Below are 22022 nucleotides of genomic sequence, written 5' to 3'. Positions count from 1 at the left end.
ACGGCGGTTAGCTTCTATCCCCGCGATCGCCCGATTTGCTCTACTGCGACGATGCGCGCCGCGCCCCGCGGCCGCGGCTGATCGTCAATGTGGAGAGCTCATGTCCGCCATTTCCCGTCCTGCTCAAAGGGTCCTTACCGTCGCGTGTCCGAGCGCGGCGGGCCAGGTTGCCGCCGTCGCCGGCTTTCTCGAACGGCATCGTTGCTATGTCGACGAACTCACCGTTTTCGACGACGAACTCAGCGAGCGCTTTTTCGTGCGCTGTGTGTTTCACCACGTCGATCGCGACGACGCGTTGCAGATCGCCACGCTCAAGCAGGAATTCGCGCCGATCGCCGAACGCTTCCGGATGACGTGGGCGATCCACGATCTGTCGGTCCGGCCGAAGGTCATGATCATGGTGTCGAAGCTCGAACACTGCCTCGCCGATCTGCTGTTTCGCTGGCGCATGGGCGAGCTGAAAATGGACATCGTCGGCATCGGCTCGAATCATCGCGATCTCGAACCGCTCGCGCGGCAGCACGGCCTGCCGTTCCGTCATCTGCCGATCACCGCCGACACGAAGCCGCAACAGGAAGCGCAACTGCTCGAGCTGTTCGACTCGTCCGGCGCCGAGCTGCTGATTCTCGCGCGCTACATGCAGATCCTGTCCGCCGAAACGAGCCGCGCGCTCGCCGGGCGCGCGATCAATATCCATCATTCGTTCCTGCCGGGGTTCAAGGGGGCGAAACCGTATCATCAGGCCCATGCGCGCGGCGTCAAGGTGATCGGCGCCACCGCCCATTTCGTTACCGACGATCTCGACGAAGGTCCGATCATCGAGCAGGGAGTCGAACCGGTCGATCATTCGTACAGCCCCGAACGGCTGCTGACGTCCGGACGCGACGTCGAATGCATCACGCTCGCGCGCGCGGTGAAGGCGTTCGTGGAGAGGCGCGTGTTCATCAACGGCGAGCGCACCGTCGTGCTGCGGTAAACAGAAAAACGCCGCTGAAAAGCGGCGTTTTCATCAGGCCGAGCCGGCGCTTGCCGACTTACTTCACCCAGCTATCCACGCGGTCCGAATGCGCGCTGATCCACGCGTCGGCCGCCGCAGTCGGCTTTTCACCATTCTGCGTGGCCAGCATCACCGTGTCGATCTCGCCCGGCTTCCATTGGAACTTCTTCAGGAACGCGACCACCGTCGGCGCTTTTTTCTCGAGCTCGGGATTCACCACCGTATCGACGTGCTCCGCTTCACCGAACACCTTCTTCGGATCGTCGAGGAATTTCAGCTTGTACTTCGCGAACATCCAGTGCGGCTTCCAGCCGGTCACGATGATCGGCTTGCTGGCCGCCTCCGAGCGCGCCAGTTCGGCGGTCATCGCGCTGCCGGAACTCGGCATCAGCTGATAGTCGAGCCCATAGGCCTTGATCGCCTCGCTGGTTTTCTGCATCACGCCAGCTCCAGCGTCGATGCCGACGATGCGCGCGCCGAATTCCGCCTTCTTCGCCTGCAGATCGCCGACGCTCTTCACGTCCACGTTGTCCGGCACGATCAGCCCGATCTTCGCGTCGTTGAAGTTCGCCCCGAGGTCGACCACCTTGTCCTTGAAGTTGTTCCAGTACGCGCCGTGCGTGACCGGCAGCCACGCGGACAGCGTCGCGTCGAGATCGCCGCGCGCCACGCCCTGCCACATCACACCGGCCGCCACCGGCACCAGTTGCACCTGATAACCGAGGCGTTTTTGGATCACCTCGGCGGCCACGTTCGACGTCGCAACGCTATCGTCCCAGCCCTCCACGTAACCGATCTTGATGGTCGGCTTCGAATCGGCCGACACGCCCGCACTGACCGCCGCCAGCATCACCCCCAACGCGCTTGCCACCACTATCTTTCCGATCAGTCTCATCGACGTTCTCCCGTTGATACATTTGCCAATTGACGCGTTTGCCATCGAACCGCAGATCGCGCATTTAGAATCGCCAGCCAGAATTGCCAAGTAGTGTTGTTTTGCGACATGCAGTTGTCCGCATGCGACTTCCACGCACATCCGCGCAGTGTTTGCTGTTTCTTGTGGTGTTATCAGTCGTATTACTTGTCGACGACGAGATCGCTCAGCGGCTTGCTACAGCACAGCAGCACCATGCCCTGATCGATCTCGCGCTGACGGATACCGCCTGCGTGCTTCATCGCCACTTCGCCCGACACGAGCTTGACCTTGCAGGTGCCGCACATGCCTTGCGTGCACGACGCCGGCAGCCGCACGCCCGCCTGCTTCGCCGCTTCGAGCACGTGCTGGCCAGCGCCGCACTCGATCTCGCGATGACTGCGCGTAAAGCTCACCTTGTAGCGCGTTTCGGTTTCGACTGGCGCCGGCGCATCGCGCAGCTCGTCGGCGGCATGCGCTTCGGCCAATGGCGCGGCCACCTCGCTGACGGTCTCGAACGAGAAGCTTTCCTCGTGATAGTGCCGGCGATCGAAGCCGCCTTCGTCGAGCAGATTGCGCACCGCCTGCATATAAGGCGCGGGGCCGCAGGTGAAGATTTCGCGCTCCTGAAAATCCGGCGCAATCAGTTTCAGCAGCGGCAGCGTCAGAAAGCCGGTGATGCCGGGCCAATTGGTGCGCGCGCCCACGCGCTCGCAGACGAACGCGGTGCGGAAATGCGCCTGATTTGCGGCGATCAGATCGAGTTCGCGCGCGAAGATGATGTCGTCCGGCGTGCGCGCGCTATGCACGAAGACGATATCGCTGTCCTCGCCGAGTTCATGATGCGTACGGCTCATCGACATCAGCGGCGTGATGCCCGAGCCCGCCGACAAAAACAGGAACTTGCGCGCCGGATGCCGCGCGCAGGTGAATTCGCCGGCAGGCCCCAGCACCCGTACCTGCATGCCCGCATGCAGATGGTCGTGCAGCCAGTTGGACACCGGGCCGCCCGGCACGCGCTTGACGGTGATCGAAATCGTATGCGGTCGCGTGGGCGGCGACGAGATCGTATAGCAGCGATTGATCCGCTCGCCGTCGATCTCCAGCTCCAGCGTGATGAATTGCCCCGGCTCGAACACGAACGCCCGGCCGGATGGCGCGCGGAAGAAGAAGCTCTTCACGTCGTGCGTTTCGCTGCGGACCTGGCAGCACTCCAGCGTGTCGTCGGAATCACTGCTCCAGCGCGCCGGCAGCGCGTCCCAGAAGCGCGGCTGCGTCACACGGCTCAGCGCGCCGGCTGGATTCTGTGAAGTCTGCTCGATGTCCGCTTGAAACATGGCCTGATCGCGCATCATGGTTGTCCCCCCGCTCGTCATTGCGGTGTTGCACTCAGCGCGCGAACGACACGACTTTCTCGTCGTGCGCTGCTCGCGGGTTCGCGTCGTAATCCGCGAGACGGCCGATATACCATTCGCAGAACTTTTCGACGAGTCCTTCGGTGAACGGCGAATACGGACCCGGCTCATACGCGCTGCTCGTCGCGCCGCGCTGCGAATATTCGACGAGCGCGCGATCCTGGTCGTTGGTCGCTCGCCACACGGCGGTCAGATTGTCGACGTCGTAATCGATGCCTTCGCGCGCGTCCTTGTGCACGAGCCATTTGGTGCGCACCAGCGTCTTGCCGGCCGACAGCGGAATCACCGAGAAACTGACGATATGGTCGCTCATGAAGTGATGCCACGAATTCGGCTGGGTCCAGAACGACAGGCCGCCGAGGTCGGCCTCCTTGAAACCGCCGAGCAGTTTCTTCGAGGCGACCTTCGCGTCGAGCGTCTGCGATTCGCCGTCGCGATCGAGCGGCAGACGTTGCGTGCGAAACCCGGTGACCAGATCGGCGAGCCGCTCGATTTCCGCCGATGGCAACTGCATCGCCTCCCACTGCGCGGTGCGGCGCGCGACCGTCGCCTCGAACGCGGCCATGCCCTCTTCGTTCGCCGGCGTGCGCTGATAACCGAAACCGTATTCGTACAGCGAGATGGTCAGCTCCGGATGGTTCGCGACGCAGTGATAGCACTCGCGATTGTTCTCCATCGTCAGCTTCCAGTTGCCCTCTTCGATGATGTCGATCGACGCGGCGATCTTGCAGCCGGCCAGATCGTGCGGCAACAGATACGGCTCCATCGCGGCGCGCATCACTGAAAAATCGGCGGGCGGCTGCTCGGCGAGACAGATGAAAATCAGCCCGGCGAGATTTTCGACATGCACCGCCTTCAGGCTATGTTTGCAGCGGTCGAACTGTTCGCCCATGTGCTCGGCGAACATCAGGTCGCCATTGAGGCTATACGTCCAGCTGTGATACGGACAGACGATATTGCCGAGCGAGCCCTTGCCGGTATTGCACAGACGCGCGCCGCGATGGCGGCAGACGTTATGAAACGCGCGCACCTGCATGTCGTCGTCGCGCACGATCAGGATCGAGTCGTTGCCGATCTCGACCGTCACATAGTCGCCCGGCTCGGGCACGTCAGGCTCGACCGCGACCTGAATCCAGTGCTGGCGGAAAATCGCGTCGAGATCGAGCGCGAATATTTCTTCGCTCGTATAGAACGGCGCTTCCAGCGTGTAATTCTGCTTGCGGCGTTCGATCATTGCGCGAACGTCTGCGGAAACTTTCATTGTGTGCTCCGTTGCGTGTCACGTCTGGCGCCGCGCCAGGCCCTCCTGGTCGCATGCTGGCCCGAGCCGGAATTCAGTTCAGTAATCCACCAGTTGATGCTCGCGCAAATACGCGAGGATCACTTGTGCTTTTTCGACGGAACTCCCTTCAATTACGACGCTGCCGCCGCGGCTCTCGGTCGTCGTCGCCGACAGCATGCGGGCATGGCCCGAGCGCTTTTCGGCGGCGGCGAGTCGCACCGGTTTCGAGGCGGGGCCGATCGTCCATGCGGACTGTTCGGGAGTGGTGCCGTGCGGCGCGGCGCCGCCGACCGCGGCGGTGCGCTCGATCCTGCCTTCGCGCAGCCGCGCATACGCGTACGAGGTCGCGGCGTTCGCGAGCGGATGCACGGCGATCAACGCGGGCAGTCGCACTTCGACGCGCCGTCGCAGGCCCTTCGGCATGAACTGCCGGACTTGCGCACAACCGTCGCGCACAGCCAGATCCACGGCGGCGCCGACGAGCGGTACCGCCAGCGCATGCGCGACGCGATACGGCAGCATGCCGCTATCGAAGCCGCCTTCGGCGCGCGTGCCGGTGAGAACCAGTTCGTAGCCACGCAAACGCGCGGCGAGTTGCGGCGCCGGATCGGCGTCGGGTGGCATCTCCAGCACTTCGACCGAACGCGCGCCGAGCGCCAGATATTCGTTCAGTGCGGCGTTCGACGGATCGCCCGCATGCAGCACGTCGAGCGTCGCGCCATGCGTTCTCGCGAGCGACAGCGCCAGCGCCAACGCCGCCGCATCGTTGCGGCTGTAGCGCGCGACGCCGCTAACCGGATGACGTCCGATTGAAACCAATACGGCGATCTTCATGCGAGCACTCCTTCGGCAAGCTTGCCCGGTTGCAGCAGTGCGGCCGACGTCGCACGCGCGCCGCGCGCCGCGGCCGCCGCTTCGTTGAGCGCCGCGATGGTTTCCTGCGCGTCCGCGATCACGGTCAGATTCGCGCGCTTGGCGATCGGCGCGCTCGCGTCGAGGTTCACCGCGATCACATGGCGGCAATCCTTGATGCCCTGAAGATGCTGCACAGCGCCGGAGATACCGAACGCGATATACACGCTCGCCTCGACGGTCTTGCCGGTCGCGCCGATCTGCTTGTCGCGCGTGAACTTGCCGTCGTCGACGGCGACCCGGCTCGCGCCGATCGCCGCGCCGAGGGTCGTCGCGAGCCGCTCGAACGCGGCTACGTCGCTCACGCCATTGCCCGCAGATACGATGAAGTCCGCTTCTTCCAACGCGACCTGCGCTGCGTCGATTTCGTCGATGCCGAGATCGCGTATTGCGCGTTGCACGAGCGGGCGATCCGCTTCCCGGTCGAAGCGCCACGCGACCCGTTCGCCCGCGCCGACGAACGGCAGCTTCGGGTCGACCGCATTCGGCGCGAGCAGCACGACTTCGGGCAGCGCGCGGCTGGCTAGCGCCGTATTCGCGCGGATATAGGTGGACACGTGCGCCGCATCGATCTCGACGACGTGCGTCGCGACGCTCGCATCGGCCACCGACGCATAACGGCGGCCCAGGTCGCCGTCGCCGGTCGCGTTGTCGGGCAGGAAGACATGGGCCGGCGCGTATGCGGCGACGCAGGCCGCCAGCGCATTCAGCTCATCGTCCGGCGCGTACGTGCGGCGATCGAACATCGGCAATTCGATCAGTTTGTCGGCGCCGAGCGCGGCGGCATCGCCGGTAAATTCGCCGAACACCAGCAGCGCGACTTCGGTTTGCAAGTCCGCGATCAGCGCCGCGGCGGCGAGCGTTTGCCGCGCATGTTCATCGAGCGCGCCGCGATCCGCGTGCGCCGCTACCAGCAGCACATGGTGCGGAGTGGCCGTCGTGCGGCGCGGCTTCGGCTGCTCGCGATGCGCGGCATGACGCGCATCAGCTAACGACGCACTGCCGCCGGCAGCCGTCACGCCAATTGCGCCGAGCGTGATGCGCTTGAGTCCGTGTGCCGTCACCGTGAACGGCCGGCGCGGATCGATTCGTTTGAGCGTATTCATCATCGCGTTACTCCAGCGCCGCGGCGACCAGTTCGGCCACGTCCAGCACTTCCGGGCGCGGCCCCACTACCCCTTCGAGCATCGCCGTGCAATTCGGGCAGCCGACCGCGACGATCTCCGCGCCGCTCGCGCGCGCGTCATCGATACGGATATCGGGAATCCGCCGTTTGCCGGGAATATCGGTCAACGGTGCGCCACCGCCGCCACCGCAGCAGCGTCCGCGCATCCCGTGCCGCTCCATCTCGACCACCTTGATGCCGATGCTCTTCAGCACACGGCGCGGCGCTTCCGTCTCACCGTTGTAACGGCCCAGATAGCACGGGTCGTGATACGTGATGTTGCGCTCCGTCACGGCGGCGGCCGCGCGCGGCGACAGCTTGCCGCTCGCGATCAGTTCGTCGATCAGCGCCGTGTGATGCTGCACCTGGTAGAAGCCGCCGAGCGCGCGATACTCGTTGCGCAGGCTATGCAGCACATGCGGATCGGCGGTGACGATGCGCGCGAACGAGTACTGCGAGAGCGTGCCGATCAGCGTACGAGCCAGTTGCTGGAACGTCGCTTCGTCGCCCAGACGCCGCGCTGTGTCGCCGGTATCGGTTTCGACGCCGCCCAGCACCGCGTAATCGACGCCGGCGCGGTTCAGCACCTTGACCAGCGCGCGCAGCGTGCGCTGATAGCGCATGTCGAACGCGCCTTCGCCGGCGATCAGCAGCACGTCCATATGACGGCCAGGCTGCGCGACCTGCACCTGCAGATCGACGGCCCAGTCGTAACGCGCACCGATGTCGTAGCCGTTGCTGCTGCCGGTCTCGCGCAGATTCGCGAGCGTCGCCGGCCCTTTGCCCGGCACGCTGCCCTCGACGAGCGTCTGGTTGCGGCGCATGTCCACGATCGCGTCGACGTGCTCGATCAGCATCGGGCACTCCTGCACGCAGGCGCGGCAGGTCGTGCACGACCACAGCGTGTCGGCTTCGATCAGCGACGAGATCAGCGGCTTGCCCGGCGCGCCCCCATGCTTGCCGACCGGAATGCCGGGCGTCGGGCTGCCCGCGTACTGCGCGTCGGTGCCGCCGACCATGCCGGTCACCAGATCCTGAATCAGCTTCTTCGGGTTCAACGGCTGTCCCGCCGCGAACGCGGGGCACGCCGCTTCGCATTTACCGCATTGCACGCAGGCATCGAAGCTCAGCAACTGGTTCCAGCGGAATTCGACCGGCTTGCCGACCCCGTATTCCTTCGCGTCGAGCAGCGGCATTTTCAATGCCGTGGGCGGCACCGCGTCGGGAGCGTTACGCGCCGCGGCCGCATCGGCAAAGCGCTCCTGACGCGGATGAAACGCGAGGTGGAGCAACCCGGCCAACGCATGCTTCATCGGACCGCCGCGCGCCGCGCCGAACGTCATCGTGAACGCGCCCGCCGCGATCAGCAGCGCGACGATCACAGCAAGAGCACCAGACATCGCCGTCGCGGGCAATGCGATGAACAAGGCGAGACCGAGCGCGAACGAACCCAGCAGCAACGGCAACTGATCCCACGGTCCCCGCGAGAGCCGCGCCGGCACTGCTTTCGCGCCATGCCGGCGGCGCCAGACGAACACCGTGCCGATCAGCATCGCCAGCGCGGCGACGAAGATCAGCTTGTCGAGCCACGGCGAGTAGATCGCGAAGCCGTAGTTGACGAACACGAGCGCCATCGCGAGGATCGCTCCGCCCGCCGTCGCAACGTGCGTGCGGGCGATGTACGGATCGCGCGCAACCACATGATGCAGGTCGACGAAGTAGCGCTTCGGGATCGCGAGCAGATTGGCCCAGCCGTAGGCGCCCGCGACGGTCGCGCGGCCCTCGCGCCAGTAGGCGGCGCGGCGTGCCAGCGCGAACGCGAGACCGGCCACCGACACCCACAGCAGGACGGTGATGACAAACACGGGGCTCATCGTCAGAAATCCTTGCAAAGGCGCAGCGCGTCGTAGATCGCGCCGTGAATGTTGTGCATCGAGATGCAGTCGCCGACCCGGAACAGCAGGAAGCGGCCGTTGCCGAGTTCTTCGTCCAGACACGGCTGCGGTTCGGACGCGAACAGCTTGTGCACGTCGACCTGGCCGCGATTGAGCGATTCAGGCTTCAGCTTCCAGTAAAGCTGGTCGTTCGGCGTACTGCCGTTTTCGATCACCACCTGATCGACCGCGCGTTCTTCCTGCTCCTCGGTGTACTCGTTGCGGATCACGGCGATCTTCTTGCCGTCCTCCTCATACACCTTGTCGAGCCAGTAATTGGGCGTATGGATCACGCCTTGTGCGTACAGCCGGCGATAGAAGATCGGGAACGTGGTGCCGCCGACGTCGTCGGCAACCTTCACGTCGGGCGTGACGATCTCCACGTTCCCGCCACGGCTCGCGATGAAATCAGCGACGCCCGCGCCCGCATGCGTGCTGACGCCGTCGTACACGAGCACGTTTTTGCCCGGCTCGACCTTGCCGGCCAGCACGTCCCACGAACTGACCGCGAGCCCCGCGTCGACACCCCATGCCGCGACCTGCGACGTGAACGCCGAACCGCCGGTGGCGAGCACGACGATGTCGGGCTTCTCGGCCATGATGGTCCGCTCATCGGCGGCGACACCGAGGCGGCGGTCCACGCCGAGGCGCTTCGTCTCCATGTCGAACCAGCGCACGATGCCCGCCATCTGCTCGCGCTGCGGCGCTTTCGCCGCCAGCATGATCTGGCCGCCCACGTGATCGTTCTTCTCGAACAGCACCACGTCGTGACCGCGCGACTTCGCGACGCGCGCCGCTTCGAGCCCCGCCGGTCCCGCGCCGACCACGACGACCTTGCGCTTCGGCCCGCGCGACTTCACGATCACGTGCGGCATCGTCGCTTCGCGTGAGGTCGCGGCGTTTTGCACGCACAGCACGTCGAGCCCGTTGTACTGACGGTCGATGCAGTAGTTCGCGCCGACGCACTGCTTGATTTCGTCCTCGCGGCCATCGCGGATCTTGATGACCATATGCGGATCGGCGATCTGCGCGCGCGTCATGCCGACCAGATCGACCATGCCGCTCGCCAGCAGCCGCTCGGCCTGGCCCGCGTCGCGAATGCTTTGCGCGTGCATCACCGGCACCTTGACGACCTGCTTGATGCCGGCCGCCAGATGCACGAACGGCTCGGGCGGCAGCGCCATCGGCGGCATGCAGTTGGCGAGCGTGTTATGGGTGTCGGCGCCCGAACCGATCACGCCGAGATAGTCGATCAGGCCGCTCTCGCTCATTGCCTGGGCGATTTCCTTCAGCTGTTCGTGATCGAGCCCGTCTTCATGGAATTCGTCGCCGCACATGCGCAGGCCGACGCAGAAGTCGGCGCCCACCGCGGCGCGCACCGCCTGCAACACTTCGACGCCGAAACGCAGCCGGTTTTCGAGCGAGCCGCCCCATTCGTCGGTACGGAAGTTGGTGCGGGGGCTCCAGAACTGATCGATCAGATGCTGGTGCGCGGCCGAGATTTCGATGCCGTCCATGCCCGCATCCTTCACGCGCTTCGCCGCCGCCGCGAAGTCGCCGATGATGCGGCGAATCTCCTCGACCTCGATGATCTTCGCATTGCCGCGATGCACCGGCTCGCGCACACCGGACGGCGACATCAGATGCGGCCAGTGCTCGCCGTGAAACGCCGAACGGCGTCCCATGTGCGTGGCCTGAATCATGATCTTCGCGCCATGCGTGTGCATCGCTTCGGCGAGCCGTGCGAGCGGATCGACGATCTTGTCGGTCGCGAGATTCACCGACTTCCACCAGCCTTGCGGGCTGTCGATCGACACCGGGCTCGACCCGCCGCACACGGCGAGTCCGACGCCGCCCTTGGCCTTTTCCTCGTAGTAGCGGATATAACGGTCGCCGGGCAGACCGCCCGGTTCCGCATAGACCTCCGCGTGCGCGGTACTGACGATGCGATTGCGAAGCGTCAGCTTGTTCAACGTGAGCGGCTTGAAAAGGTTCGGGTAACGCATCGCGGTCGACCTCGGAATGCTCGGATTAGATTGATGCCAGCGGCGACACTTCGAACACGCAGTGTTCGTGTCCTTCCGCCGCACAGCGTGCTTCTTTCGATTGCGACGGCGGACCCTTGCGCGCGCCGTCGGGCACGGTGTCGTTGACCCAGTCCATCGCGCCCGCGAACCAGCCGGCGAACATGTAGCAGAGCTTGCCGGTCTTGCCCGGTTGCGCGAGCACGAACGACGAGTGCCGCAGTTCGATCCGCGCATGCGAGTTCGCCGGATCGGCTTCGATGATCCTGAACAGGCCCCAGCCGCGCTGCGACAGACGGTTCAGGTAGTGCTCGAATACCGCCATGCCGGTGAGGCCGTGCTGTTTCGCTTCCTTCTCGCACCAGAAATAGGCGGACTTGTAGCCGGCCTTGTAGAGAATCTCGGCGTACGTGTCGCGGCCGAGCGCTTCCTCGACGGCGACGTGGTTGTTGGTGAAGAAATGACGCGGCACGTAGAGCATCGGCAGCGCGTCCGTGGTCCAGACGCCGGTGTCCGGATTCACATCGATGGGCAGTTGAGGTTGCATGTGGGGAACTCCGTTTCTATCCGCTGTAAAAAGGCTCACACCTTCCAGACTTCGCCGAACACCCGTACCCAGTTCTCGCCCATGATCTTGCGGATGCGCGTCTCGCTCCAGCCGGCGCGTTCCATCGCGGCGGTCAGGTTCGGAAACTCGCCGATCGTGCGAATGCCTTCCGGATTCACGACCTTGCCGAAGTTCGTCAACTGGCGATAACGGCCCTTGTCGTGCGTGATCCAGTCGAAGAACTCGGTGCTGTAGCCCTGTGTGAAGTCCGTGCCGATTCCTACCTGGTCCTCGCCGATCAGATTCACCACGTAGTCGATCGCCTCGATGTAGTCTTCGACGGTCGCATCGGGGCCGCGCTTCAGGAACGGCGCGAACATCGTCACGCCGACGAAGCCGCCCGCATCGGCGATCTCCTTCAGTTGCTCGTCGGTCTTGTTGCGCGGGTGCTCCTTGAGCCCGGACGGGCAGCAATGCGAATAGCAGACCGGCTTCTTCGACGCCGCGATCGCCTCCGACGAAGTCTTGCCGCCCACATGCGACAGATCGACCATGATGCCGACGCGGTTCATCTCCTGAATCACTTCGCGCCCGTAACCCGACAGACCGCCGTCGCGCTCGTAGCAGCCGGTACCGACGAGGTTCTGCGTGTTGTAGCAAAGCTGCACCACGTTGACGCCGAGATCCTTGAACGCTTCGATATAGCCGAGGTTGTCCTCGAACGCATGCGCGTTCTGGAAGCCGAAGATGATGCCGGTCTTGTTCTCTTTCTTCGCGCGGAAAATGTCGTCGGTGGTGCGCACCAGCGTGAGGATCTCGCTGTACTGGCGGATCTGCTGCTTCATTTCGGCGATGTTGTCGACGGTCTTCTGAAAGCTTTCCCAGACCGACACCGTGCAGTTCACGGCGGTGACGCCGCCTTTGCGCATGTCTTCGAACACCGAGCGCTCGAACTTCGAAATGTTCAGCCCGTCGATGATGATGCTGTTTTCGTGCAATTGACTCATCGTTTGCTCCGCGCGTAATCAGTAAATGGGGAAGCGGTCGCACAGCGCGAAAATCTCGCGGCGCACGCGTTGTTCGGTGGCGGCGTCGCCTTCGGGGGACGCCCGCAGCGCATCGAGCACCTCGACGATCAGACGCCCGACGTCGCGAAACTCGCTGACGCCGAAGCCGCGCGTCGTGCCCGCCGGCGTGCCGAGGCGAATGCCGGACGTGACCGTCGGCTTCTCCGTGTCGAACGGAATGCCGTTCTTGTTGCAGGTGATGCCTGCGCGCTCCAGCGCCTGCTCGACCTGATTGCCCTTGAGCCCCTTCGGCCGCAGATCGACCAGCAGCAGATGGTTGTCGGTGCCGCCCGTCACCAGATCGACGCCGCCCGCTTTCAGCACGTCGCCGAGCGCCCGCGCGTTCGCGAGCACGCTGTCGATGTAGGTTTTGAAGCCCGGCTGCAGCGCCTCGCCGAACGCGACCGCCTTGCCGGCGATCACGTGCATCAGCGGGCCGCCCTGCAAGCCGGGGAACACGGCGGAGTTGATCTTCTTCGCGATCTCTTCGTCGTTGGTCAACACGAAGCCGCCGCGCGGACCGCGCAAGGTCTTGTGGGTGGTCGACGTGACCACGTGCGCATGCGGGACCGGATTGTCATGACGGCCGGCCGCGATCACGCCCGCGATATGCGCCATGTCCACCATCAGCTTCGCACCGACGCCGTCGGCGATCGCGCGCAGCCGTGCGAAGTCGAGCGCGCGCGGATAGGCGGAGAAGCCAGCGATCAGCAGCGTCGGTTTGTGCTGTTGCGCTAGTTCGTCGATCTGCTCGTAGTCGATCAGCATCGTGTCGCGCCGCACGCCGTACTGCACCGCGTTGAACCACTTGCCCGACAACGCGGGCTTCGCGCCGTGCGTCAGATGCCCGCCCGCGTCCAGCGACATGCCGAGCACCGTATCGCCCGGCTTCGTCAGGGCGAGCATCACCGCGCCGTTCGCCTGCGCACCGGAATGCGGCTGCACGTTGGCGAACTTCGCGTCGAAAAGCCGCTTGATACGATCGAGCGCTAGCGTCTCGATCTCGTCGACGTATTCGCAGCCGCCGTAGTAGCGCTTGCCCGGGTACCCTTCCGCGTACTTGTTGGTCAGCACCGAGCCCTGCGCGTCGAGCACCGCGCGCGACACGATGTTTTCCGACGCGATCAGCTCGACTTGCGACTGCTGACGCTCGAGCTCTTTCAGAATGGCGCCGCGCACTGCCGGATCGCGCGCCGGTAGCGAGTCTTCGAAGAAGGGATTCGGGTTCGACATGGAAGGTCCGTAAGAACGTTGACGGGGAGGCCGTTGCGGGTTGCCGGCGGGGTCGCGCCGCCGCTTTGCCTTGGATCTATTCTTGACGGTCGGCCCGCGCGTCGATTTACGAATTCAGACGCGTTCTTTGCCTTTTCCGCCATGCGCGTCCTTTTTCGACAAGTCGGCGCAGTCCGCCCGCGTGGGGCTGCACTACAACGCAGACTTGCTGCGCCGTTCGGGTGCGCCGTATGCCGTCGCGGCGCCGTTCTGGTGCCGCCTGGAAGCGATTTCATCAGTGGATTGCTTAGCCATTCCAGGCTTTGTGCGGAGCATCCAAGGGTTTAGCCTGATGGCATGGTAGTTGCCCTGCTACTCAGAATTGAGATAGTCGCCTTCCCCACGGCGACGCGAAAATTACATCAGGATTCCCCGTTCCCATGTCCACCGATCGCACGGCATCGTTGTCGCATTTCGCATTTATGCCGGTTCCCAACTTCACGATGATCGCGTTCACCAACGCGATCGAAGTGCTACGCATGGCGAACTACCTGACGGGCCAGACGCTTTACCGCTGGTCGATCGTGAGTCCGGCCGGCGGGCCGGTCATGGCGAGCAACGGGCTTTCCGTCGATACCGGTCCGGTCGAATGCGTCGGGCAACCCGATATCGTGTTCGTGGTCGGCGGCATCGACGTGCAGCGCTCCACCACCGCCGAGCATCTGTCCGCGCTGCGCCGTTTCGTGCGCATGGGCTGCGTGCTGGGCAGTCTGTGCACGGGCACCTATGCGCTCGCGCGCGCCGGTCTGCTGGCCGGTTATGCGTGCGCGATTCATTGGGAAAACATGTCGGCGCTGAAGGAGGAGTTTCCCGACACGCGCTTTCTGAAAGAGCTGTTCGTGATCGATCGGGATCGGGTGACCTGCACCGGCGGCGTCGCGCCGCTCGACATGATGCTGAATCTGATTTCGCCGCGCGTCGGTACCGCGCGCGTCACGCAGATCGCCGAGCAGTTCATCGTCGAACACGTGCGCGACACCAGCGCGCAGCAAAAGATGCCGCTGGTCGCGCGGCTCGGCTCGGCCAACAAGTCGCTGTTCGAGGTGATCTCGCTGATGGAGAACAACATCGAGGAGCCGCTGTCGCGCGAGGAGCTCGCGCGGCTCGCCGGCATGTCGCAACGGCAGTTGCAACGGCTGTTCCGCGAGCACCTGGGCATGACGCCGACGCATTACTACCTGACGCTGCGCCTGCGGCGCGCACGCGAGCTGCTGTTGCAGACCGACATGTCGATCATGAACATCACGATGGCGTGCGGCTTCCAGTCGGCTTGCCACTTCTCGAAGAGCTACCGCGATGCGTTCGGCACCGCGCCGACGCGCGAACGCCGCAGCCAGGTGCCCTCGCTGTCCAGTGCGCCCGTGCTGGCGGCTTGATCGATGAAAATACGCGCTGAACGGTGTCTCCGTTCAGCGCATGCATAAAGACGACGCGCTGCGTGGACCAGCAGCCCACCCAGCGCTGTCGCGGCACGCTCGCGGCTAGCGAACCTCAAGCCGCCTTCAAAAGCCCATGCGGGTCGATCACAAACTTCTTCGGCGCCCCGCCGTCGAATTGCCGGTAGCCCTCGGGCGCATCGTCGAGCGATACCACCGTCACGTTGACGATATCGGCGATCGGCAAACGATCCCACAGGATCGCCTGCATCAGATTGCGGTTGTACTTCATGACCGGCGTCTGCCCGGTGTGGAACGAATGCGACTTGGCCCAGCCCAGGCCGAAACGCAAACTGAGGCTGCCCTTTCGTGCGGCGGCATCGGTCGAGCCCGGATCATCGGTCACGTAGAGGCCGGGAATGCCGATCGCGCCGGCCGCGCGGGTGATTTCCATCAGCGAATTGAGCACCGTGGCCGGGGCTTCCTCGTGTGAGCCGCTGCTGCCATGACCGTGCGCTTCGAAGCCGACGCAGTCCACCGCGCAATCCACTTCGGGCTTGCCGAGGATCTGCTCGATCTGTTCGCCGAGCGTCGCGTCCTTCGACAGATTGATGGTCTGGAAGCCCATCTTGCGCGCATGCGCGAGGCGCGCTTCGTTCATGTCGCCGACGATCGTGCACGCTGCGCCCAGCAGGCGCGCGGACGCGGCCGCCGCCATGCCGACCGGTCCCGCGCCCGCGATATAGACAGTCGCGCCGGGCTTCACGCCGGCCATCACCGCGCCGTGATAGCCGGTCGGCAGAATGTCGGACAGGCAGGTCAGGTCGCGGATCTTCGCCATCGCCTGCGCGCGGTCCGGGAATTTCAGCAGGTTGAAGTCCGCGTAAGGCACCAGCACGTATTCGGCCTGGCCGCCTATCCATCCGCCCATGTCGACATAGCCATACGCGCCGCCCGCGCGCGACGGATTCACATTCAGGCACACGCCGGTATGCTGCGCCTTGCAGGTCGGGCAGCGTCCGCAGGCCACGTTGAACGGCACCGACACCAGATCGCCGACGCTCAGCGTTTCGACGTCGCGCCCTACCTCGATCACTTCGCCGGTAATCTCGTGCCCGAGTACCAGGCCGACCTCGGCGGTCGTGCGGCCACGCACCATGTGCTGATCGGAGCCGCAGATATTCGTGCTCACCACCTTCAGGATTACGCCATGGCCGATCGAACGGCCGCGTGGATCGACCATCTTCGGATAGTCGATCGACTGCACTTCGACCTTGCCCTGCCCCAGATACACGACGCCGCGATTGCTGCTCATTGTCTCGTCTCCATGTTCGTGAGCGGCGCGCCCGCACGCTGCATGGCGCGCCGTTTCACCAGCGTAGCGGCCGTCCGCGGCGGCACCTGTGCCGAACCCGACACGCGTTTGGCCACAACCGACAACGCCGGCATCGCTCGCGTTGCGGCCCACAACTTTTTCTTTATCCCCGCGCAACATATCCTCGTTTGCCAGCGTTTCGCAAAAGCCCGATAGTGCTGCCTCAGCCGAATCGCCGATCCGCCGACTCACACTCCCCGACCGAGGACCCGTTTGCAATGAAGACCCGAGCGCTCAAACTGATAACAACCGCGACGTTCGCGCTGTTCACGCTGTGCGCGATCTCACCCGCCGCTCACGCGGCCGAGCCCGCCGCCGCGCAACTCCAAGCCACCGTCGATGCGGCGATCCGGCCGCTGATGGCGAAGTACCATATCGCCGGCATGGCGGTCGGCGTGATCGACGACGGCAAGCCCTACGTGTACAACTACGGCGTCGCATCGACCCAAACCGGCAAGCCGGTCACGCGCGACACGCTGTTCGAACTCGGCTCGGTCAGCAAGACCTTCACGGCGACGCTCGCGTCGTACGCGCAGCTCGACGGCAAGCTGTCGTTGGCGGACGGCACGGAGCGCTATCTGCCGACGCTGCGCGGCCGGCCGTTCGGCAAAGTCAGCCTGCTGAACCTCGGCACGCACACGCCCGGCGGTCTGCCGCTCCAGGTGCCCGACGACATCCATAACGACACGCAATTGCTGCAGTACTTCCACGACTGGCAGCCCGCTCATCCGCCCGGCACGTTCCGCACCTACTCGAATCCCGGCATCGGCACGCTGGGCCTGATCACCGCGAAGACCATGGGGCAGGACTTCACCGCCCTGATGCAGCAACGCGTGTTTCCGGCGCTCGGCATGAAGAGCACTTACATCGACGTCCCCGCCGCGAAAATGCCGGACTACGCGCAGGGCTATGCGAAAGACGGTGCGCCGATCCGCATGACGGGCGGCGTGATTTCCGCCGAAGCGTACGGCGTCAAGTCGACCGCCGCCGACATGCTGCGCTTCGTGCAGGCGAACATGAACCTGATTCCGCTCGACAGCCAGTTCCAGCGTGCGATCACGGATACGCATACCGGCTACTTCCAGGCCGGCGTGCTGACTCAGGATCTGATCTGGGAGCAGTACCCGTATCCGGTCGAATTGCCGACCTTGCTGGCCGGCAATTCGCTGCAGATGGTTCTCAATGGAACGCCGTCGACCGCAATCGAACCGCCGCTGCCGCCGCAGCAAAATGTCTGGATCAACAAGACCGGATCGACCAACGGCTTCGGCGCGTATGTCGCGTTCGTGCCGCAAAAGCGCCTCGGGATCGTGATGCTCGCGAACCGCAATTTTCCGAACGAGGCACGCGTGAGCGCCGCGCATCAAATCCTCTCTGCGCTGGATGGCGGCAAGCACTGAGACGCCGTGTGTCTAACTCCGCAGTCGCGCACGCGCGGCACTGGCGATGCGCGCGAGCGCATCCGCGCTCAGACGGGCCGCGATTTTTTCGACGTACGCGTGATGCCGCGCTTCGAGCGGCGCGCCCAGCTCCCGCGCGAGCAGATAGCGGATCAGCGCAATGCGCCGATGACGCAGCGCGATACTCTGATCGAGCAGCGCGAGCGCGGCGCCGGCATCGCGCTCATCGCACGCAAGCGCCGTAAGACGCGCGGTGGCGACACGTGTCGACGTCATGGCGAAAGATGAGGAAGAAGCGAAGAAAGCGGCGGACGGTGCCTGAACACACACCGCCCGCCGTGTATCAACCACTCAGGACATCAACGGCTCGGCGGCGTCGAGCATGATCCTGACGAAGTAATCGGCGAAGCTGCGGCGCACGACGATGTCGAAACTGTCGGCGCCGGTGGGCAGCAACGTGATCGACGCCTTGAAATAATGGCTCTGCGCGCACTGCCCCACGCCGAATAGTTTCGGATGCAGATCGAGCGGACAGCCGCGCGCGAGCACGTCGCGCGTCCGGGTGCCCTTGATTTCGAGCACGGTATAGCCGCTGCCGACGTCGACCGCCGAGGCGAACACGCCCGCGAACGCCGCGCCGAGCAACGCCAGCAACGGCGCCGTGCGGGTCGCATCATGCGCGGTCTCCGAACGCACGAGCCATTCGTCCGGGCCGAGCCACACCATGTCGTAGCCGTTGCCGCGCGCGACGGTGTTCGCCTTCTCCGGCGGCTTGCAGCCGATCACCTGTTCCACCGCACGGATGAACGCCGCGTCGCGCGTATCGCCGCGCACGTTCACGAGTTCGAGAAACGGCCGCTCGCCGAGCCGGAACGCGGCAGTCGCGCTGGCCTGATGCTGTTTCAGCAGGCCATCCACACCGACGAGCGGCGACTCCTGCCACGCGCCGTTCTGCCGCCCGATCGTACGGTCCACGACCGATACCGTTCCGCCTGTTTCATTCCACATGTTGACGTGCTCCTTCGCTGTCGTAGAACACCGGACTCGCGATTTTCGCCGCGATCTGTTTGCCGCTCGCGAGCGGAATGGTGACGGTCGTGCCGATCTTGTCGAGACCGCCCTTGACGACCGCCATCGCGATCGAGCGCCGCAAAATCGGGCTGTAATAGCTCGACGTGACATGCCCGAGCATCGGCGCGGTCTCGCCCTGGAAAGGACCGGCGACGATCTGCGAGCCCTCGGGGATCACGAACGACGCATCCTCCGATAGCAGCCCGACCAGTTGCTTGCGGCCCGCCTTCGCGGTGTCCGAGCGGGAGAGCGAGCGCTTGCCGAGAAAGTCTTTCGACTTCGCGACGAGCCCGCCCATGCCGAGGTCGTGCGGCGTCATCGAACCGTCGGTATCCTGGCCGACGATGATGTAGCCCTTCTCCGCGCGCAGCACGTGCATCGTCTCGGTGCCGTACGGCGTGATATTGAACTCCTCGCCCGCGGCCATCAACGCTTCCCACACCGCGCGTCCGACGTTGGCCGGCACGTTGACTTCATAAGCGAGTTCGCCGGAGAAGCTGATGCGCATCACACGCGCCGCCGCACCCGCGACCGTGCCTTCGCGATACGTCATGAACGGGAACGCCGCATTCGCGAAGTCGATGTCCTCGCAAACCTTTTGCAGCACCTTGCGGCTCTGCGGTCCGACCACCGCGAACGTCGCCCAGTGATCGGTGACCGATGCGAGCCGCACACGCAGGTCGGGCCATTCGGTTTGCAGCCAGCGTTCGAGCCACGTGAGTACACGCGCCGCGCCGCCGGTGGTGGTCGTCATCATGTAGTGCTGATCGGCGAGACGCACGGTCACGCCGTCGTCGAAGATCATGCCGTTTTCGTCGAGCATCAGGCCGTAGCGGCACTTGCCGACTTCGAGTTTGGTCCACGGGTTCGTGTACACCCAGTTCAGCAGCTTTGCGGAGTCCGGGCCCTGAATGTCGATCTTGCCGAGCGTCGACGCATCGAGAATGCCGACGCTCGTGCGCACCGCGAGCGACTCGCGCGCAACCGCCGCGTGCAGGTCCTCGCCTTTCTTCGGGTAGAACCACGGCCGCTTCCAGTTGCCGACGTCCTCGAACGCCGCGCCATGTTCGACGTGCCATTCATGGATCGCGGTCTTGCGCACCGGATCGAGCAATTCGCCCAGTTCGCGGCCGGCAAACGTGCCGAACGTGACTGGCGTGTAGTTCGGCCGGAATGTCGTGGTGCCGGTCTCGGGAATGGTCTTGCCGAGCGCCTGCGCGAGAATCGCCATGCCGTTGATGTTGCCGAGCTTGCCCTGGTCGGTGCCGAAGCCCATCGCGGTGTAGCGCTTCACGTGTTCGACCGATTCGAAGCCTTCACGCGCGGCGAGGAAGATATCGGCGGCCGAGACGTCGTTCTGGAAATCGACGAACTGCTTGGGTCCGCGCGTGGCCAGTTCGCGTCCGCCGACGAGCCACAGCGGCTCCAGCTTCGTTTCGCTCAGCTCGGCGACCTGCACCGGCTTGGGCCGCGCGACGATGTGCCCGGCCGCGCGCGCCGCTTCGACGCCGGCATCGACCGCGAAACGGATGCCCTGGCCGAGCGTGAAGTCGCCCGCGCAGGCGCCGACGCTGGTCTCCGGCTGGACCGCCTTGCCCGGCACGAAGCAGGCCTTGTCGTCATGCCAGTGGGCCTTGCCGCCCGACTGCGCGAACAGATGCAGCACCGGGCTCCAGCCGCCCGACGTCGCGAGCAGATCGCATGGCAGTTGGCCCTGTTGAGCGGTGATCTGACCTTTCGCATACGACGCGATCGACACCGACGCGACGCGCAGCTTGCCGTGCGCCGCCGTGACGACCGTGCCGTTCAGCACCTTGATGCCGTGGCGGCGCGCGAGCGCGGGCAGCGTGCCCTTCGATTCACCGGCGCGCGGATCGATGACGCTCACCTGCGCGCCGGCCGCTTTCAGATCGAGCGCGCATTGATAGCCGTCGTCGTTGTTGGTGAACACGACCGCGTTGCGACCCGGCAGCACCGCATAGCGATGCAGATAGGTCGACACCGCCGACGCGAGCATCACGCCAGGCAGATCGTTGTTGCCGAACACGATCGGCCGTTCATGCGCGCCGGTCGCCAGAATCACGCGTTTCGCGCGGATATTCCACAGCAGTTCGCGCGTGCCCTTGCGTTGCGACACGGGCAGATGATCGGTCAGTCGCTGCGTGACCGTAACGAGATTGTGGTCCTGATAGCCGAACGCGGTGCTGCGGCTCAGGATCTTCACGTCGGGCAATTGCCGCAATTCGTCTTCGATCTTCTGCACCCACTGCAGCGCGGGCTTGCCGTCGATCTCCGCGCCACACGACAGCAGCGAGCCGCCGAGTTCGGGCTGATCGTCGACGAGCGTCACCCGCGCGCCGGACAACGCCGCCGCGTGCGCGGCCGCGAGCCCGGTCGGGCCGCCGCCGACCACCAGCACGTCGCAATGCGCGAAGCACTTGTCGTAGCGGTCCGCGTCGCGCTGTTTCGGCGCGGTGCCGAGGCCGGCCGCGTCGCGGATCGCTTCCTCGTACTTCGGCCAGAGTTTGCGCGGCCACATGAAGGTCTTGTAGTAGAAGCCCGCCGGAATGAAGCGCGCGATCTTCTGGTTGATCGCCATGCGGTCCTTCTCGATGCTCGGCTTCGCGTTCACGCTGCTCGCGACGAGGCCCTGGTACAACTCGACCTCGGTGGCGCGCGCGTTCGGCACCGTGTAGGCGCCGGTCTCCAGTTGCACGACCGCGTTCGGCTCCTCGACGCCCGCGGTCACGATGCCGCGCGGCCGATGATATTTCCAGCTGCGCGCGACGAAGTGCATGCCGTTGGCGAGCAATGCGGACGCGAGCGTATCGCCCTGATAGCCCTGGTATTCGACGCCGTTGAACGTGAAGCTGAGCGCGATCGCGCGGTTGATGCGGCCGCCGGTTGGGAGTCGGTCTTTCTGGCTCATGATGCTTTGCCCTCTTGTGCCTTCGCCTTTACCTGTGCGTTGGCTGCCTGTGGATCGCTAGCGTCCAGCGCCAGCAACGGACGCTCGAACGTCTGATAGCCCTGGAACGCATAACTGACGGTGTCGCGCTGCGCCTTGAACCAGCGGCGGCAACCCTGCGTATGGAACCATTGCTCGCGATGCACGCCGCGCGGGTTCTTGCGCATGAACAGGTAGTCGCCCCATTCCTTGTCGGTCAGCGATTCGGTGTCGAGCGGGCGGGCGATGTCCGCCTCGCCGCCGCAGGAGAATTCGGTTTCGGCGCGGGGACCGCACCACGGGCATTCGATCAGCAACATCTGTG

Annotated in this window: 19 protein-coding genes; 4 read left to right on the top strand and 15 right to left on the bottom strand. The window is 64.8% G+C overall.

From position 1 onward, the window contains the following. Nucleotides 1-100: 100 nt before the first annotated feature. Nucleotides 101-976: a formyltetrahydrofolate deformylase gene (purU, locus tag QFZ94_RS02345; protein ID WP_429455465.1), complete on the top strand. Its 876-nt coding sequence runs from the start codon at nt 101-103 to the stop codon at nt 974-976. A gap of 58 nt (nt 977-1034) precedes the next feature. Here purU and QFZ94_RS02340 read toward each other — a convergent pair whose 3' ends face one another. From QFZ94_RS02340 to QFZ94_RS02295, 10 genes are all read right to left on the bottom strand, one after another. Then, nucleotides 1035-1892: a glycine betaine ABC transporter substrate-binding protein gene (locus QFZ94_RS02340; protein WP_368583560.1), complete on the bottom strand. Its 858-nt coding sequence runs from the start codon at nt 1890-1892 to the stop codon at nt 1035-1037. Between the two features lie 182 nt (nt 1893-2074). Next, a complete protein-coding gene (locus tag QFZ94_RS02335; RefSeq protein WP_429455464.1) occupies nt 2075-3265 on the bottom strand; it encodes a 2Fe-2S iron-sulfur cluster-binding protein in 1191 nt (396 codons plus the stop codon). 34 nt (nt 3266-3299) lie between these two features. Continuing rightward, a complete protein-coding gene (locus QFZ94_RS02330) occupies nt 3300-4586 on the bottom strand; it encodes an aromatic ring-hydroxylating oxygenase subunit alpha (protein WP_410851095.1) in 1287 nt (428 codons plus the stop codon). Between the two features lie 78 nt (nt 4587-4664). Further along, the gene (locus QFZ94_RS02325) at nt 4665-5441 is read right to left on the bottom strand and encodes an electron transfer flavoprotein subunit beta/FixA family protein (protein ID WP_429455463.1); all 777 of its coding nucleotides are present in this window, start codon (nt 5439-5441) and stop codon (nt 4665-4667) included. Next, a complete protein-coding gene (locus tag QFZ94_RS02320; protein ID WP_429455462.1) occupies nt 5438-6625 on the bottom strand; it encodes an electron transfer flavoprotein subunit alpha/FixB family protein in 1188 nt (395 codons plus the stop codon). The genes QFZ94_RS02325 and QFZ94_RS02320 overlap by 4 nt, the downstream gene beginning before the upstream one ends. Before the next feature lie 7 nt (nt 6626-6632). Then, nucleotides 6633-8558, bottom strand: a complete 1926-nt coding sequence (locus QFZ94_RS02315) for a (Fe-S)-binding protein (RefSeq protein WP_429455461.1) — start codon at nt 8556-8558, stop codon at nt 6633-6635. A 2-nt stretch (nt 8559-8560) separates the two neighbouring features. Continuing rightward, nucleotides 8561-10624 (bottom strand): FAD-dependent oxidoreductase, encoded by a 2064-nt coding sequence (locus tag QFZ94_RS02310; RefSeq protein WP_410851098.1) that lies wholly within the window; start codon nt 10622-10624, stop codon nt 8561-8563. 25 nt (nt 10625-10649) lie between these two features. Further along, the gene (locus tag QFZ94_RS02305; protein ID WP_410851099.1) at nt 10650-11189 is read right to left on the bottom strand and encodes a DUF5943 domain-containing protein; all 540 of its coding nucleotides are present in this window, start codon (nt 11187-11189) and stop codon (nt 10650-10652) included. Nucleotides 11190-11224: 35 nt separating this feature from the next. After that, nucleotides 11225-12196, bottom strand: coding sequence for a dipeptidase (locus tag QFZ94_RS02300; RefSeq protein WP_429455460.1), 972 nt, complete (start codon nt 12194-12196; stop codon nt 11225-11227). Nucleotides 12197-12214: 18 nt separating this feature from the next. Then, nucleotides 12215-13489: a serine hydroxymethyltransferase gene (locus QFZ94_RS02295; RefSeq protein ID WP_410851101.1), complete on the bottom strand. Its 1275-nt coding sequence runs from the start codon at nt 13487-13489 to the stop codon at nt 12215-12217. An 82-nt stretch (nt 13490-13571) separates the two neighbouring features. Here QFZ94_RS02295 and QFZ94_RS02290 point away from each other — a divergent pair, with 82 nt between their 5' ends. Next, a complete protein-coding gene (locus tag QFZ94_RS02290) occupies nt 13572-13832 on the top strand; it encodes a hypothetical protein (RefSeq protein ID WP_429455459.1) in 261 nt (86 codons plus the stop codon). Between the two features lie 76 nt (nt 13833-13908). Then, on the top strand, nt 13909-14904 hold the full coding sequence (locus QFZ94_RS02285; RefSeq protein ID WP_429455458.1) for a GlxA family transcriptional regulator: 996 nt from the start codon (nt 13909-13911) through the stop codon (nt 14902-14904). A gap of 115 nt (nt 14905-15019) precedes the next feature. On the opposite strand, the gene fdhA is transcribed toward QFZ94_RS02285, so the two are convergent. Beyond that, nucleotides 15020-16219: a formaldehyde dehydrogenase, glutathione-independent gene (fdhA, locus tag QFZ94_RS02280; protein WP_368583549.1), complete on the bottom strand. Its 1200-nt coding sequence runs from the start codon at nt 16217-16219 to the stop codon at nt 15020-15022. A 278-nt stretch (nt 16220-16497) separates the two neighbouring features. Here fdhA and ampC point away from each other — a divergent pair, with 278 nt between their 5' ends. Beyond that, a complete protein-coding gene (gene ampC, locus QFZ94_RS02275) occupies nt 16498-17679 on the top strand; it encodes a class C beta-lactamase (protein ID WP_429455457.1) in 1182 nt (393 codons plus the stop codon). A 12-nt stretch (nt 17680-17691) separates the two neighbouring features. Here ampC and QFZ94_RS02270 read toward each other — a convergent pair whose 3' ends face one another. The 4 genes from QFZ94_RS02270 to QFZ94_RS02255 all read right to left on the bottom strand — a co-directional run bounded on the left by QFZ94_RS02270 (nt 17692) and on the right by QFZ94_RS02255 (nt 22017). Further along, complete coding sequence (locus tag QFZ94_RS02270) at nt 17692-17955, bottom strand: hypothetical protein (RefSeq protein WP_368583547.1); 264 nt, start codon at nt 17953-17955, stop codon at nt 17692-17694. Between the two features lie 75 nt (nt 17956-18030). After that, nucleotides 18031-18687, bottom strand: a complete 657-nt coding sequence (locus tag QFZ94_RS02265) for a sarcosine oxidase subunit gamma (RefSeq protein ID WP_429455456.1) — start codon at nt 18685-18687, stop codon at nt 18031-18033. Next, a complete protein-coding gene (locus QFZ94_RS02260) occupies nt 18677-21679 on the bottom strand; it encodes a sarcosine oxidase subunit alpha family protein (RefSeq protein ID WP_429455455.1) in 3003 nt (1000 codons plus the stop codon). Before QFZ94_RS02260 ends, QFZ94_RS02265 begins: the two co-directional genes overlap by 11 nt. Next, a complete protein-coding gene (locus QFZ94_RS02255; protein WP_368583544.1) occupies nt 21676-22017 on the bottom strand; it encodes a sarcosine oxidase subunit delta in 342 nt (113 codons plus the stop codon). The genes QFZ94_RS02260 and QFZ94_RS02255 overlap by 4 nt, the downstream gene beginning before the upstream one ends. Nucleotides 22018-22022: the final 5 nt, after the last annotated feature.

The sequence above is a fragment of the Paraburkholderia sp. JPY465 genome, from assembly GCF_050436725.1.
Classification (GTDB): domain Bacteria; phylum Pseudomonadota; class Gammaproteobacteria; order Burkholderiales; family Burkholderiaceae; genus Paraburkholderia; species Paraburkholderia youngii.
Note: the sequence above shows the minus strand (reverse complement) of the source record. Positions and strands in the feature narration are given on the sequence as shown.